This is a genomic window from Luteibacter sp. W1I16 (genome assembly GCF_050434905.1).
GTDB lineage: Bacteria > Pseudomonadota > Gammaproteobacteria > Xanthomonadales > Rhodanobacteraceae > Luteibacter.
Window position 1 is genome coordinate 2,505,935 of sequence record NZ_JBNDJJ010000001.1, and the last position, 14,390, is coordinate 2,520,324.

The 14,390-nt window shown below is 67.6% G+C and carries 10 protein-coding genes and 2 pseudogenes; 4 read left to right on the plus strand and 8 right to left on the minus strand.

The features are described 5' to 3' along the window. Positions 1-53: 53 nt before the first annotated feature. The 3 genes and pseudogenes from QFZ41_RS11035 to pepN form a co-directional block, all read right to left on the minus strand. Positions 54-815 (minus strand): RDD family protein, encoded by a 762-nt coding sequence (locus QFZ41_RS11035; protein WP_429198819.1) that lies wholly within the window; start codon positions 813-815, stop codon positions 54-56. A gap of 115 nt (positions 816-930) precedes the next feature. Beyond that, positions 931-2,806, minus strand: a pseudogene (gene mnmG / locus QFZ41_RS11040) (tRNA uridine-5-carboxymethylaminomethyl(34) synthesis enzyme MnmG). Positions 2,807-3,296: 490 nt separating this feature from the next. Next, complete coding sequence (pepN, locus tag QFZ41_RS11045; protein ID WP_429198820.1) at positions 3,297-5,945, minus strand: aminopeptidase N; 2,649 nt, start codon at positions 5,943-5,945, stop codon at positions 3,297-3,299. Positions 5,946-6,016: 71 nt separating this feature from the next. On the opposite strand from pepN, the gene QFZ41_RS11050 reads away from it, so the two are divergent. The 4 genes from QFZ41_RS11050 (at position 6,017) to QFZ41_RS11065 (ending at position 9,588) form a co-directional block, all read left to right on the plus strand. Beyond that, positions 6,017-7,021: an aldose 1-epimerase gene (locus QFZ41_RS11050; protein ID WP_429198821.1), complete on the plus strand. Its 1,005-nt coding sequence runs from the start codon at positions 6,017-6,019 to the stop codon at positions 7,019-7,021. Further along, entirely contained in the window at positions 7,018-7,962 is a 945-nt protein-coding gene (locus tag QFZ41_RS11055; protein ID WP_429198822.1) for a threonine ammonia-lyase, read from the plus strand. Before QFZ41_RS11050 ends, QFZ41_RS11055 begins: the two co-directional genes overlap by 4 nt. Positions 7,963-8,129: 167 nt before the next feature. Next, on the plus strand, positions 8,130-8,678 hold the full coding sequence (locus QFZ41_RS11060) for a DNA-3-methyladenine glycosylase I (RefSeq protein WP_429198823.1): 549 nt from the start codon (positions 8,130-8,132) through the stop codon (positions 8,676-8,678). Between the two features lie 46 nt (positions 8,679-8,724). After that, positions 8,725-9,588: a DUF72 domain-containing protein gene (locus QFZ41_RS11065; protein WP_429198824.1), complete on the plus strand. Its 864-nt coding sequence runs from the start codon at positions 8,725-8,727 to the stop codon at positions 9,586-9,588. Between the two features lie 15 nt (positions 9,589-9,603). Here the strand turns inward: QFZ41_RS11065 and bioC are convergent, their stop codons facing one another. From bioC to bioB, 5 genes and pseudogenes are all read right to left on the minus strand, one after another. After that, complete coding sequence (bioC, locus tag QFZ41_RS11070; protein ID WP_429198825.1) at positions 9,604-10,491, minus strand: malonyl-ACP O-methyltransferase BioC; 888 nt, start codon at positions 10,489-10,491, stop codon at positions 9,604-9,606. After that, positions 10,488-11,261, minus strand: a complete 774-nt coding sequence (gene bioH / locus QFZ41_RS11075) for a pimeloyl-ACP methyl ester esterase BioH (RefSeq protein WP_429198826.1) — start codon at positions 11,259-11,261, stop codon at positions 10,488-10,490. Before bioH ends, bioC begins: the two co-directional genes overlap by 4 nt. After that, a complete protein-coding gene (locus QFZ41_RS11080; protein ID WP_429198827.1) occupies positions 11,258-11,995 on the minus strand; it encodes a sulfurtransferase in 738 nt (245 codons plus the stop codon). The genes bioH and QFZ41_RS11080 overlap by 4 nt, the downstream gene beginning before the upstream one ends. A 28-nt stretch (positions 11,996-12,023) precedes the next feature. Then, positions 12,024-13,245 (minus strand): annotated as a pseudogene (locus QFZ41_RS11085) (aminotransferase class I/II-fold pyridoxal phosphate-dependent enzyme). Beyond that, a complete protein-coding gene (gene bioB / locus QFZ41_RS11090) occupies positions 13,242-14,252 on the minus strand; it encodes a biotin synthase BioB (RefSeq protein ID WP_429198828.1) in 1,011 nt (336 codons plus the stop codon). Before bioB ends, QFZ41_RS11085 begins: the two are co-directional and overlap by 4 nt. Positions 14,253-14,390: the final 138 nt, after the last annotated feature.

Here is a 14,390-nt window from a genome sequence, read left to right on the forward strand (position 1 = left end):
TGATAGCAAGGCACGGCAAGACCCCGGCCGCGTGGCCGGGGCGGGCAAAGCCGTCAGGCGTCGAAGCTGCCGCTCGTGCCGCTACGGGGGGCGGGCGCCGCGGCGGCCTTGTCGGCACGCCCGGTCAGCACGTAGGTGCTGGCCAGGAGGTCGTGTACGCCCTGCTTCCGCTGGGTAAACGCGGCGGTGACGTAGAAGACCATGGGTACGAGGAAGGTGAAGGCGTTGACCAGGCGGATCGCGTTGCGCCCCGCGGCACGCCCCACGCTGATGCGCTTGCCTTCCGTGTCGGTGACGCGGATGCCGACCGCCATCTTGCCCGGCGTGGCCTGCCACTTCGAACTCTCGAAGGCCGCGTAGTAGACGAAGCCGATCACCAGCAGCACGTAGGTGATCGGTTGCACGGCCACGGCGTAGGCGGAGATCGCCGCCGTCTGGTCCGATTCCATCTGGCTGAGCAGCTTCGTCATCGCCGCACCGAGGCCCATGCTCAGGCTGATGATCGTGAAGGGCACCATCAGGATCAGGTAGTCGATCACCCAGGCGCCGAAGCGCACCCAGAAACCGGCGTATTCCGGTTCGGCGACATCGGTGACGCCCATGAACGGCGGCGGTGCCGGCGGGGGCATCGGCGGAACGCTGCCGGCCGCGGGGCGCTCGTCCGGAAACAGTTCGCCCAGCGGGCGCCAGTCCGTCATGCCCTCATGCCAGCCGAGTTCCTCCGGGCGGCAGGTGCCGTCGCGCAGCCACTGACGGATTTCCTCCTCCGCGTAGGGGCCGAAGCGCTCGCCGTTTCGTCCGATCCAGACTTGCATGGTGGTCCTTCCACTCGCTAACTCGATGAAGGCGATGATGCCAGATGGCCGGTGACGGCGCCGACTGCTGGTGGTCATGGGCCCCTGGCGATCCGCGCGCGGGGCGGCGCGGCGACTACGCCGCCCGGCGCTTCAGGTGCACCAGCAACAGCGAGATCGCCGCGGGAGTGACGCCACTGATGCGCGCCGCCTGCCCGATCGTCGCGGGCAGGGAGCGCTTGAGCTTCAGCAAGACCTCGGCGGACAGGCCGCGCACGCGGTCGTAGTCGAAGCCGTCGGGTATCGGCGTGGTCTCGTGCCGCCGTTGGCGTTCGATCTCCTCGCGCTGGCGCTCGAGGTAGCCGGAATACTTCGCCTGCACTTCCACTTGTGTCGCCACCTCGGCGTCATCCACCGCCGGACCGAGCTCGGCCACCGTCGTCAGCCTGGCGTAATCCATCTCGGGGCGGCGCAGCAGGTCGAGCGCATGCGTTTCGCGGCTGACGGCGATGCCGAGCGAGCGCTCGATCGCCGCGCCCAGCGCATTGCCCGGCGCGGCCCACAGGCCACGCAGACGCGCGGTCTCGCGCTCGGCCGCCTCGCGCTTCGCTTCCAGGCGCTGAAAGCGCGCATCGGATACCACGCCGCGCGCATGGCCCTGCGGCGTCAGCCGCAGGTCGGCGTTGTCCTCACGCAGGTGCAGCCGGTACTCGGCGCGCGAGGTGAACATGCGATAGGGCTCGATCGTTCCGTTGGTTGTCAGGTCGTCGATGAGCACGCCCCACATAGGCTTCGTCGCGACGCGGATACCACGGCGCTTCGCCGCGCACGGCGAGCGCGGCGTTCATGCCGGCGATCAATCCTTGCGCGCCGGCTTCCTCGTAACCCGTCGTGCCGTTGATCTGGCCGGCGAAATACAGGCCCGGAATGGCCTTGGTTTCCAGCCACGGATGCAGGCCCCGGGGATCGAAATAGTCGTACTCGATGGCATAGCCTGGACGCGTGATATGCGCGCGCTCGAAGCCCCTGATCGAACGAACCAGCGCGTATTGCACGTCGAAGGGCAGCGAGGTGGAAATGCCGTTGGGGTAGACCTCGAACGTATCCAGGCCCTCCGGCTCGACGAAGATCTGGTGCGAGGTCTTCTCGGCGAAGCGGACGACCTTGTCCTCGATGGACGGGCAATAGCGCGGGCCGACGCCTTCGATCTGCCCGCTGTACAACGGGGAGCGGTCGAGCGAGCCGCGGATGATGTCGTGCGTGGCTTCGCTGGTATGCGTGATCCAGCAACTCACCTGGCGCGGGTGGTCGGCCGCCGATCCCAGGAAGGAGAAGTGCGGCATCGGGTCGTCGCCCGGCTGCTCCTCCAGCACCGAGAAATCGATGCTGCGGCTGTCGATGCGCGGCGGCGTTCCCGTTTTCAGGCGATCGGCGGCGACGGGTAGTTCGCGTAGTTTCGCGGCCAGTGCAGACGCGGGCGGATCGCCCGCGCGGCCGCCCGCGTATTGCGCCTGGCCGATGTGGATCTTGCCTGCGAGGAAGGTACCGGCTGTCAGCACGACGGTCGCGGCGTGGAAATCCAGGCCCATCTGCGTGCGCACGCCGGCGACCCGCCCATCGACGAGGATGAGGTCGTCCACCGCTTGCTGGAACAGCACGAGGTTCGGCTGGGTCTCCACCATGGCGCGAATCGCGGCCTTGTAGAGCGAGCGGTCCGCCTGGCAGCGCGTCGCCCGCACTGCGGGGCCCTTGGACGCGTTGAGCGTGCGCCACTGGATGCCGGCACGGTCCGCCGCGAGCCCCATGGCGCCGCCGAGCGCATCGATCTCCTTGACCAGGTGGCCTTTGCCGATTCCGCCGATCGCGGGATTGCAGCTCATCTGGCCGATGGTCTCGATGTTGTGGCTCAGCAGGAGCGTGCGCGCGCCGGCACGGGCGGCCGCGAGAGCGGCCTCGGTACCGGCGTGTCCGCCACCGACCACGATGACATCGTAGGTTTCGCTATGCAGCATGGGATTCAGGCGTAGGGCGAGAGGGATGCAGCAGGCGATTTTACGCCGTCCGGAGGCCGGCCGCTCGACGACGGACCGGGCGCTGCGCCGAGCGGTGGCACGGCTCGTGCTTGTCTTATGGCGCACTTCACCCGGGCAGACGCAGCGCGAACATACGCGCGCCGAGGCCGAACGACAGGGGTTTGGCCGTGTGCCGGGGGAAGGAAGCGGGATGTGGGCACGGATGCCCCATTCGGTTCGAATGAGATCTGGCGCCCGGCGGTCTCAGGAACAGGGGGAATCCAGGATGACCGTGCTGCCGGGCGCCAGAAACCGAGTGACTGGCACAAAGAGCCGCGGCTATGCCGCGGCTTTCTTCGTTGGGTCGAACATTACACCTTCGCCATGAACCATGTGTGACTTTTTCGTCAACGAAGTGCTCCAAATCGGCAATTGGTGACGCAGCGCGTCAGTTTCTCGCTCACATTGAGACACCGCTCACATTTCATCCTCAGCCCAGGGCGACGCGACCGAGGATATCCGTCAGATCGCGCGACAGGTCCTTTCGCGCCGCCAGCTCCGCCACCACGGCGTGGGCAGCCTCCCGGCGCACGGGCTCCAGCCGCTTCCACCCGTTGAACGCCGTGGCGACGCGGGCGGCCACCTGGGGATTGAGTGCGTCTACCGCGACCAGGCGATCCGCCAGCCAACGATACGCCGCGCCGTCCGCGCGATGGAAGCCCGTGGGATTGGCCCGGGCGAAACTGCCCAGTAACGACTGGACGCGATTCGGATTCTTCAGCGTGAAAGCCGGATCGTCTTCCAGGGCCTTCACCCGCGCCAGCGCGTCGGCACCGGGGAGCAGGGCCTGCATGGCGAACCACTTGTCGAGGGCCAGCGCATTGCCCTCGTACCGTTGGCGGAAATGCGCGATGGCTGCGGCGGCGGCATGGGCATCGAGTGTGGCCAGCGTGGTCAGCGCGGCGAGGCGATCGGTCATGCCGGGTGCCTGCTCATATTGAGCACGCGCCAGTTCCCGTGCCTCGGCCACCTGGATCAACGCGAACAGATCGAGGACCCGGCGCTTCAACTGGCGCCGCGCCTGACTGCGAGCGTCCAGCGCCGCGCTGGTTTCGGCGCGCAGCGCCATATAGCGGTCGCGCAACGCCCCGGCACCGATGCGTTGGGCCAGCGTGCGTAACATCGCCTGCCGCGCGATCCGGATGCGGTCCGGATCGCGTTCGGCCTGGCGCTCCACCAGCTCGATTTCGCCCGGCGGTGTCAGCAGTTCGGCCAACAGGGCGTCCTCCACGTCCTTGTCGTTGAACAAGTGGGCCAGGGCCTCGGTCCAGGCGCGTAGCGCCGAGCCATCCACGTTGCCGTCGCGGCAATCGTCGTAGGCGAGCCCGGCCAGTTGCTGTCCGGCTTCCCAGCGATTGAAGCCATCGGGATCGTGCCGCAACAGGATGGCGAGTTCCCCGGGAACGTAGTCGCACTCGAGGATGACCGGCGCGGAGAAACCGCGCAGCAGCGATGGAACCGGCGCCGCCTCGACGTCCTCGAATACGAAGCCGTGTTCCGCGCTGTCGAGTACCACGGTGCGTTCCGTCGCGCCAGCGGCGCCTTCGCCTTCGAGGCGTAGCGGCAGTGCCTTGCCAGACTGGTCGAACAGCGACAGACGCACGGGAATGGGCAAGGCCCGCTTCGCGGCTTGTCCCGCGGTGGCTGGCGTGCGTTGCCGGAGCGTCAGGCGATACCGGCGCTGCGCGGCGTCGAAGCGTCCTTCGGCGGACAGTCGCGGCGTGCCCGCCTGCCCATACCAGGCGAGATAGGGCGACAGGTCGACGCCGTTGGCGTCGCCGAGCGCGGCGAGGAAGTCCTCGATGGTCGCCGCCTGGCCATCATGGCGTTCGAAGTAGCGATCCATGCCCTTGCGGAAGCCTTCGTTTCCGAGGTGGCCGGCAAGCATGCGGACCAGCTCCGATCCCTTCTCGTAAACCGTGGCGGTGTAGAAATTGTTGATCTCGCTGTATTGCGAGGGGCGCACCGGATGCGACAAGGGGCCGGCATCTTCCGGGAACTGCGCGCGCCGCAGCAGGGCGACATCCTCGATGCGCTTCAATGGCGCCGAGTTCATGTCGGCGGAGAAACTCTGCTCGCGAAAGACGGTGAGGCCTTCCTTCAGGCTCAACTGGAACCAGTCGCGGCAGGTGACGCGATTGCCGCTCCAGTTGTGGAAATACTCGTGCGCGACCACCGCCTCGACATGGCGGTACTCGTCGTCGGTACTGGAGTCGGGGTCGGCCAGCAGGTACTTCGCATTGAAGATGTTGAGGCCCTTGTTCTCCATCGCGCCCATGTTGAAGTCGTGCGTGGCCACGACATGGAATACATCGAGGTCGTAGTTGCGCCCGTACGTCCGCTCGTCCCACTGCATGGAACGCACCAGCGAATCCATCGCGTAGTCACAGCGGTCGATGACATCCGCTTCGGCCCAGATATGCAGTGCGACCGCGCGCCCATCGGCGGTGGTGTAGTCGCGGCTGATCCGTTCGAGCCGGCCAGCCACTACGGCGAACAGGTAGCTCGGTTTCGGGTGTGGGTCGACGAAGCGGGCCCAATGGCGGCCATCGGGCAGATCTCCTTCACCATCGGGATTGCCGCCGGCGAGCAGCACCGGGAAACGCTCGCGATCGGCGCGCAGGGTCACGGTGTACCGCGACAACACGTCGGGCCGGTCGGGGAAGAAGGTGATGTGACGGAAGCCTTCCGCTTCGCACTGGGTCAGGAGGAATCCGCGGTCGCGGTTGCCGGAAAGGTAGAGGCCCTCGAACGCCGTGTTGTCCGCCGGCCGCAGGGCCACCCGGGTGGCGATCGTGCAGCGGTCGGCGTCGATGGCGATCTCCAGCACGCCGTCGGCGAGGATGTATTCGCCCTCGGCGAGCGCCCGTCCGTCCACGCTCAGCGCCAGCAATTCGATGCCCTCGCCGTTCAGCCGCACCGGCTCGTCCGCCTGGCGGACCAGCTCCAGCGAGGCGGCCACCTCCGTGCGGTCGATGCCGAGGTCGAATTCCAGGGTCACGTGCCCGACCGACCAGGCCGGGGGACGGTAGTCGGCGAGACGGATGACGGAGGTGGGGGCGTCGGAACGATCGCTCATGGCGGCACAACGGTTGTCTGGTAAGGCAGGCAGGCTAACATGCGCTCGGAATCGTCAAAAGGAAGTTTCCCATGTCCCGTTTCACCGTTACGCGTTCCCGTCTGGGTACCCAGGAGCTGGTGGTACTGGTCGATGCCGACGCCGACCGCGAGGTTCGTATCGCGCTGCGCGGCGCCACCGTGTTGTCGATCGGCACCTGCTGGCGCGACGAGCAGCGCAACATCGCGGACGGCTTTCGCGACGAGCGGGAACTTGTCGGCCACAAGGGTTCCCGCTTCGCGATCATGACGCCGTTCGCAAACCGCGTTAACGATTCGCGGTATACATTTGAAGGAAAAACCTACGATTTGCAGCCAGGTGCCGTCGGCGCGGATCGAGCCAGCCGCCACGGTTTCCTGCGAGGCGTTCTGTTCGACGTGCAGCGCGAACATGCCGACGACGACAAGGCGTCCGTCACCCTGGTAACCCACGCCATCCGCCCGGAGGCGAACGCGGGCTACCCGTTCGCGCTGGATTTCAGCGTGACCTTCACACTCGGCGACCGCGGCCTCACGGTGGAAGCGAAGACGCGCAACGTGGGCGATCACGCGGCGCCGACCTTCTTCGGCTGGCATCCCTACTTCCGCCTGTCGGAAAACCCGATCGAAGGCTGGGAACTGCATGTTCCCGCCGACACGGTGATCGCCACGGACAAGGACTTCATCCCCTTGCCGGGGACGCGCGCCTGGCAAGCCATGGACAAGGCCGACCGCGTGCTCGATTTCCGCAAGGCCAGGCCTATCGGCGACGCGCAGCTCAACCATACCTACGCCGACCTTCAACTGGACCCCGACGGCAAGGCGCGCACGCGCCTGCGCGATCCGAAATCCGGCGCGGGCATCGCCGTGTGGCAGGAGAAGGGCGTGATGCTGGTGTTCACCGCCGACACGGCCGAGCGTGACGCGCGCAAGTCGGTGGCGCTCGAACCCATGGAATGCATGCCCGATGCGTTCAATCGTGACGACTGCGCGCCGCTGGTCACGCTGGCGCCCGGCCAGGAGCGCCGCTTCGTCTGTGGCGTGGAGTTCGACGCGTGAATCTGCCCACTTTCTCCGACGTCCGCGATGCGGCCGCGCGCATCGCACCGCACGCGCACGTCACCCCGGTGATGCGCAGCGATCGAATCGATGGTCTCGTCGGTACCCCGGTGGTGTTCAAGTGCGAGAACCTTCAGCGCGGCGGCGCGTTCAAGTTCCGTGGCGCGACGAATGCCGTCTGGTCGCTGACCGGCGAGGAGGCGGCGCGTGGCGTGGTGACGCATTCCTCCGGTAACCACGGCAATGCGCTGGCGATGGCCGCGCGCACGCGGGGAATCCCCGCGCACGTCGTGATTCCCGAAGGCGCCGTGAAGACGAAGGTCGATGCGATCGTGGCCGCGGGGGCGACCGTGCATCGTTGTGCGCCGACAACCGCCGCGCGTGAGGCGATGGCCTCCGCCGTGCAGGCGAGCACCGGTGCGACCCTGGTTCATCCGTATGCCGATACGCGCGTCATGGCGGGGCAGGGCACGCTCGTGCCTGAACTGCTACGTCAGGTGTCCGGCCTGGATGCCGTGCTGTTCCCGATTGGCGGTGGTGGCCTGGCTTCCGGCTGCTCGATCGCGGCGCACGGTATCGATCCGGCCATCGCGCTGTTCGGCGCGGAACCTGAAGGCGCCGACGATGCCGCGCGTTCGCTGGAGGCGGACCGGCGCGTAGGGCCTTTCGTGGCCGATACGATCTGCGATGGCCTGCGCACGTTGATCGGCGAGCCCAACTTCCATGCGCTGCGCGACCATGGCGTCGTCGCCTTGCGTGTCAGCGATGCGGAATGCATCGAGGCCATGAGGTTGCTGTGGAGCGAACTGCGGATCGTCGTGGAGGTCTCCAGCGCGACGGTGCTCGCAGCCATGCTGCGTTATCCCGACCGGTTCGCGGGGCGTCGCGTCGGCGCCGTGCTCACCGGCGGCAACGTGGATCTGGACGCATTGCCCTGGTGAGTTCGCCATCCCGCTCCCGCTGACGGCGCCGCCCAATGCGATGACGGTGCCTCGTGCGGTTTCCGGTCACCTCATGCGGACGCCTGGCCACGCGATGGGCGGACACCGTGGCTTGTCTCGTGTCGTTATCCTCGCCCTTCCTTAAGCGCAAAGACGAGAGGTGGCGGATGCGCTGCCAATGGGCCGAACGCAGCGACGCGGAGCGCATTTACCACGACACCGAGTGGGGCGTGCCCGTACATGACGATCGCGGGCTTTTCGAAGGGCTCGCGCTGCGCGGATCACAGGCGGGTCTCGCCTGGCGCACGGTGCTCGCCAAACGCCAGTCGTATCGCGCCGCTTTCCACGATTTCGATATCGTCCGCGTCGCGGCCATGAGCGATGCGGAAATCGCCGCCGTGCTCCACGACCGTGGCGTGATCCGGCATCGGCTGAAGATCGAATCGATACGTAGCAATGCGCGCGCGAGCCTGCGCGTGATCGACGATGAAGGCTCGTTGTCGGCCTACCTCTGGTCATTCATTGACGATGAGGCGAAAAGCAATGCCTGGCGAGATGCGGCGCACGTTCCCATGCGCAGCCCTGTATCCGATCGCATGAGCGCTTCACTGCGCAAGCGCGGCTTCCGTTTCGCGGGCACGGCCATTTGCTACACGGTGATGCAGTCGGTGGGCATGGTGAACGACCATGTCGTCGACTGTCATCGCTATCGATGACGTCGCGTTCACAGCCATTGCACCGCCTACGCGCTGCCATGGCGCCATGGCTACCACTCGCATCGGCATCTCGGGCTGGCGCTACTCGCCATGGCGTGGCGTCTTCTATCCTTCCGATCTCGTCCAGCGGGACGAACTCGCCTACGCGTCGCGGCAGTTCCCGACGATCGAAATCAATGGTTCGTTCTACTCGTTGCAGCGGCCGCAAAGCTACCAGTCGTGGTACGAGGCGACGCCAAGGGGCTTCGTCTTCGCCGTGAAAGGTCCGCGATTCATCACGCACACGTTGCGTTTGCGCGAGGTCGAACGGCCGCTGGCAAATTTCTTCGCTTCGGGCGTGCTTGCGCTGCGCGAAAAGCTCGGCCCGATCCTGTGGCAGTTTCCACCGAGCTTCCGCTTCGAGCCGGAACGTTTCGAGGCCTTCCTCGCCATGTTGCCTACGACCATGAAAGCCGCGGCCGCGCTGGGCCGCCATCACGACGCGCACCTGAAGCGGGAGCCCTACCTCGAGGTGGGCCGCAATCACCGGTTGCGTCATGCGGTGGAGATACGCCACGAAAGTTTCGTCGATCCGGCCTTCATCGCCCTGTTGCGCAAGTACGGCATCGCCTTCGTCGTGGCCGATACGGCAGGCAAGTACCCGCGCTACTTCGACGTCACGGCGCCGTTCGTCTATGTGCGCCTGCATGGTGACGAAGAACTGTATGCCAGTGGCTACGGCGAGGCGGCCCTGGCCGACTGGGCGCGGCGCATTCGTGCATGGCGCCGTGGTGCACAGCCCACGGGAGACCCGCGCATCGCCAGGACCGCACCGGCCAGGCGGGCGTCCCGTGACATCTACGTCTACTTCGACAACGACGCCAAGGTGAAGGCGCCAGGTGACGCGCACGCGCTGGCCGCCCTGTTGTGACCCCGTCGCGTCGGCTCAGAACGGCGTCTTGCGCCGTGATCCACGCAGGTTTTCAATCGGGAAGCTGGCGATTTCACCACCGCCTTCACGCCGTGACTGCCCGGCGGGCGGCCCCCATGCATGCGCCGTGACCACTTCCCAGGTCGAGGGAATGACGCCTTCGTCGCGCATGGTCTCGTAGGCTTCGATCATGCGCTTGTAGTGCTGTTTCCCGGTCAACCCCCGCGGGCGGTCGGCGTCGGCGTTGTTCGCGCCCAAGCCCTTCAGCTCGTCGAGCAACGCGCGTGGCGTCGGGTAGGTGAGCGTGTAGCGCTCGGCGAAAAGCACGGGATCGCGCAGACCTTGTGCCAGCATCGCGTCGCCGATGTCATGCATGTCGAGGAAGCGCGCCACGTGCGCCTGCTGGTCGGCTTCCGCCCAGGCCGCACGCAATTCCTTCAAGGTGTCGGGGCCGAACGTGGAGAACGTGAGCAGTCCGCCCGGCTTCAGCACGCGCGCGCATTCGGCGAACAGGCGCGGGAGATCTTCGCACCACTGGAAACACAGGTTGGAGAAGAGCACGTCGACGCTGCGATCAGGCACCGGCAACGTGTAGGCATCGGCGACGACGCGGCCGAACGGCTTCAGCCATGACGCGTTATGCCGGGCCTGCTTCAGCATCGGCAGCGCGAGATCGATCGCGATCACCTGCGCCTTCGGATAACGCTTCTTCAGGGCGGCGCTGCCGCGCCCGGTGCCGGCGCCGACATCGAGGACGATCTCCGGTGCCGGTTCGTAGATGTCCAGCCGGTCGACCAGGGTGGACTGCACTTCACGCTGTAGCGCATCGTGTTTTTCGTAGCTGCCGGCGGCGCGGCCGAAGTTCCGGCGGACCTGGCGTCGATCGAAGTGGAAGTCGCTCATGCGTCTGCGTCGGTGAATGTCGTGAGGACATCCGCCACGGCGGCGGCGTGTCCGATGAAGGGAGCGTGCCCGGCATGGGCTATCTCGACGAAACGGCCGTTCGCCGCCCCGGCGGACCAGCGCATCGCCTCGGGATGGACAATGCGGTCGCGACGGCCGGCTATCCAGAGGCTGGGCGGGCGAAGTGTGGCCAGTCGCGGTCGCAGGTCGGTGGTTTCGAGCAGGCGCAGGCCTTCCAGCAGCACGCGCGGGTCGGGCCGGCCGCGAGAGAACGCTTCCTCCTTCAACCGGCGTGCCTCGGCGCGCGGGTCGGCGCTGCCCATGGCCTCCAGGGCGATGAAGCGCTCGACCGTCGCCATGTAGTCGTCCTCGAGGTCGGCGGCGAGCCGGTGAACCATGCTGGCGTCGTTGCCGTGCGGCCAGTCCGGGCCGCGCACGAAGCACGGTGTGGAGCACAGCGGAATCACGGCGCGCACGGCCTCCGGGATGTCCAGCGCGGCGGACAGGGCCACCAGCCCACCCATCGACCACCCCAGCCAGACCGCCGGCGGCGTCGCCGCGGCGATCGCGCGGGCACAGGCGAGCGGTTCCAGCGGAATATCGGAATCGCGGGAATAGCCATGTCCCGGCAGGTCGACGACATACATCGTGTACCGCTCGGCCAGGGCCTCGACCAGCGGCGCGAGTATGCCGCCGTGCATCGCCCAGCCGTGAACCATCACCAGTGCGGTCGCGCCGGTGCCGTGGGTTTCGATGTGCAGGCCGCTCATGCCTTGCGGGCCGGAGCGAGCGAAGGATCGATCGCGCCGCGGTCGTCGAACACGAAGCAGTCGCCGCGCCAATGCGCGCCGCCCACCTCTTCGAAGTATTTGAGGATGCCGCCTTCGAGCTGGAACACGTTCTCGATGCCAATCTCGCGCATATGGATGGCGGCCTTCTCGCAGCGGATGCCGCCCGTGCAGAACGAGACCACGGTTTTTCCGTCGAAACGCTCGCGGTCGGCGGCGACGGCGGTGGGGAAGCCGGTGAAACTGGAAAGCCCGTAGTCGACCGTGTTCTCGAACGTCCCCGCGGCCACTTCATAGTCGTTGCGGGTGTCCAGCAGGACTACCTCGCGGCCCACGTCGTCACGACCCCGGTCGAGCCAGCGCCGCAGGTCCGCCGGCAACACGTGGGGCGCCCGTCCTTTCTCGGGACGGATGGCCGGCGCGTGCATCGTGATGATTTCCTTCTTCAGGCGCACGCGCATGCGGCGGAAGGGTGGCGCGTCGGAGAGGCTCTCCTTCGGCGTGAGGTCCGCGAAGCGAGGATCCTCGCGCAACCAGTCGACGAATGCGGCCACGGCCTCGGGCCGGGCGGCGAGGAACAGGTTGATGCCCTCGGGCGCGAGCAGGATCGTGCCCTTGAGGGCGAGCGCTTCACACCGTTCGACGATCCTCGCCCGCAGGGCATGCAGGTCGTCGAGACCGACGAACTTGTAGGCGGAGATGTTGAGGATCGTCATCGTCATGACCGGCGGGTGTGACCGCCCATTATACGGCCGCGCTTTCCAGGGGGCGGGGCAAGCGGGCCAGGGCGTCCAGGAGGGCGTCGATCCGGTCCGGCGCGTGCGTCGCCGACAGGGTGATGCGCAGGCGCGCTCCGCCTGTCGGCACGGTCGGAGGACGAATCGCCACGACCAGGAATCCGGCGGCCTCCAGCGCCGCGGCGGCGCTCATGGCGGCCTCCGCGGTGCCCATGAGAAGGGGCTGGATGGCGGTGGCCGAGGGCATCAGGCGCAGGCCGAGCTGGGCGGCGCCGGCGCGGAAGCGCGCAACATTGGCCAGCAGGCGGTCGCGCCGGCCTTCCGGATCCTTCCGCACGAGACGCAGGGCGGCTCGCGTGGCGGACGCGAGTGCCGCCGGCATGGCGGTCGTATAGACGTAGGTGCGGGCGAACTGGGCGATCGCCTCGATGACGGCGGCATCGCCCGCCACGAAGGCGCCCGCGCAGCCCAGGGCCTTGCCCAGCGTTCCCATGAGGACGGGCACGTCGGTAGCGTCCAGTCCGGCGGCGGCGACCGAGCCACCCCCCTGTGGTCCCATCACGCCGAGCCCGTGGGCATCGTCGACGTAGAGCATCGCGCCGCGTTCCCGGCAGACGGCGGCGAGCGCCGCCAGCGGAGCCACGTCGCCATCCATGCTGAAGACGCCATCGGTGGCTACCAGTGCGGGCAGTCCGGGACGGGCGTCGAGCTGGCGGGTCGCGCCCCCGGCATCGGCGTGGGGATAGCGGCGCAGTTCGGCGCCCGCCAGTTGGGCGCCGTCGATCAGGCTGGCGTGGTTGAGCCGGTCCTGGACGCAAAGGGCCGACGGCCTGCCGGGCACGGGCATCGCGCCGGCGCCGAGCAAGGCCTGCAAGGCGCCCAGATTGGCCATGACCCCGGTGGAGAACAGCAGGGCCCGCTGGCGCCCGGTCCAGTCGGCCAGCTCTTCCTCCAACGCCGCGTGTTCACCTCGGTGCCCCGCCACCAGGTGCGCCGCGCCGGTGCCAACGCCCTCGGCGGTGGCCGTGCGGGTCAGGGCGGCGACGAGATGGCGGTGCCCCCGCCAGGCCGAGGTAATCGTTGCCGCAGAAATCCGCGAGCACGCGCCCGCCCACGAGACGCCGGTCACCGCCCAGCACGTCGCAGGTACGGCTTCGCCGTAGCAGCCCGGCCTGCACGCGTCCGGTCCGGGCGGCTTCCATGCGCGCTCGGAGATCGGGGCGGTTCACGCGACGGCGTGCTCGTGCGCGACGATGTCGGCGTGCACCGTGCCTGGTTCGACCTCGACGTCCATCGGCTTGAGGCCGAGGCGTTCGAACAGGCGGCGATCGTGCTCGACGTCGGGGTTGCCGGTGGTCAGCAGCTTTTCGCCGTAGAAGATGGAATTGGCGCCAGCGGCGAAGCAAAGGGCCTGCAACGCGTCATCCATGCTCTCCCGGCCGGCGGAGAGGCGCACCACCGAAGCGGGCATGAGGATCCGGGCGACGGCGATGCTGCGCACGAACTCGAACGGGTCGAGTGCCTCGGTACCGGCCAACGGCGTGCCTGCGACCTGTACCAGCCGGTTGATCGGCACCGACTCCGGATGCTCGGGAAGGTTCGCGAGCGTCGCCAGTAGCCCGGCACGCTGCGCGCGCGATTCGCCCATGCCCACGATGCCGCCACAACAGGTTCGCAGCCCGGCCTCGCGCACGTGTTCGAGGGTATCCAGGCGATCCTGGTACTCGCGCGTGTGGATGATCTCGCCGTAGAAGTCCGGCGAGGTGTCCAGGTTGTGGTTGTAGAAATCCAGGCCCGCCGCCTTCAGCGTGTCCGCCTGCGGCTGGCTGAGCATGCCCAGGGTGGCGCAGGTCTGCAGGCCCAGCGATTTCACCGCGCTGACGATCTCGGCGACCTTGGCGACGTCACGGTCCTTGGGTGAGCGCCAGGCGGCGCCCATGCAGAAGCGGCTCGCGCCCGCGTCCTTGGCGGCCTGCGCCTTGGCCAGAACCGCCTCGACGCTCATCAGTTTCTCGGCCTTCACACCCGTGGCGTAGCGCGCCGCCTGCGGGCAGTAGGCGCAATCTTCAGGACAGCCGCCCGTCTTGATCGAGAGCAGGGTCGAGACCTGCACCGCGTTGGGGTCGTGGTACTGCCGGTGGACGGTCTGCGCGGTAAAGAGCAGGTCGTTGAACGGCAAGGCGAAAAGGTTCTCGACCTCTTCGCGGGACCAGTCGTGGCGGATGGCTGCGGTCATGGTGGTTTCCCGGGAGCGAACGCGCGCAGTGTGGAAACGCCGGGGCGCACTGTCAACCTTAACGGCTGTTACTAGGTTGACATCGCGGATGCCAGCCCCTGCCGTACGATGGCGGCGAACCCCACGAGGAGGTGACCG

Coding starts and splice junctions, on each gene's coding strand:
- QFZ41_RS11035 (WP_429198819.1), bottom strand. CDS start 815: ATGCAAGTCTGGATCGGACGAAACGGCGAGCGCTTCGGCCCCTACGCG.
- bioB (WP_429198828.1), bottom strand. CDS start 14,252: ATGACCGCAGCCATCCGCCACGACTGGTCCCGCGAAGAGGTCGAGAAC.
- QFZ41_RS11060 (WP_429198823.1), top strand. CDS start 8,130: ATGCGCTGCCAATGGGCCGAACGCAGCGACGCGGAGCGCATTTACCAC.
- pepN (WP_429198820.1), bottom strand. CDS start 5,945: ATGAGCGATCGTTCCGACGCCCCCACCTCCGTCATCCGTCTCGCCGAC.
- QFZ41_RS11050 (WP_429198821.1), top strand. CDS start 6,017: ATGTCCCGTTTCACCGTTACGCGTTCCCGTCTGGGTACCCAGGAGCTG.
- QFZ41_RS11065 (WP_429198824.1), top strand. CDS start 8,725: ATGGCTACCACTCGCATCGGCATCTCGGGCTGGCGCTACTCGCCATGG.
- bioH (WP_429198826.1), bottom strand. CDS start 11,261: ATGAGCGGCCTGCACATCGAAACCCACGGCACCGGCGCGACCGCACTG.
- QFZ41_RS11080 (WP_429198827.1), bottom strand. CDS start 11,995: ATGACGATCCTCAACATCTCCGCCTACAAGTTCGTCGGTCTCGACGAC.
- bioC (WP_429198825.1), bottom strand. CDS start 10,491: ATGAGCGACTTCCACTTCGATCGACGCCAGGTCCGCCGGAACTTCGGC.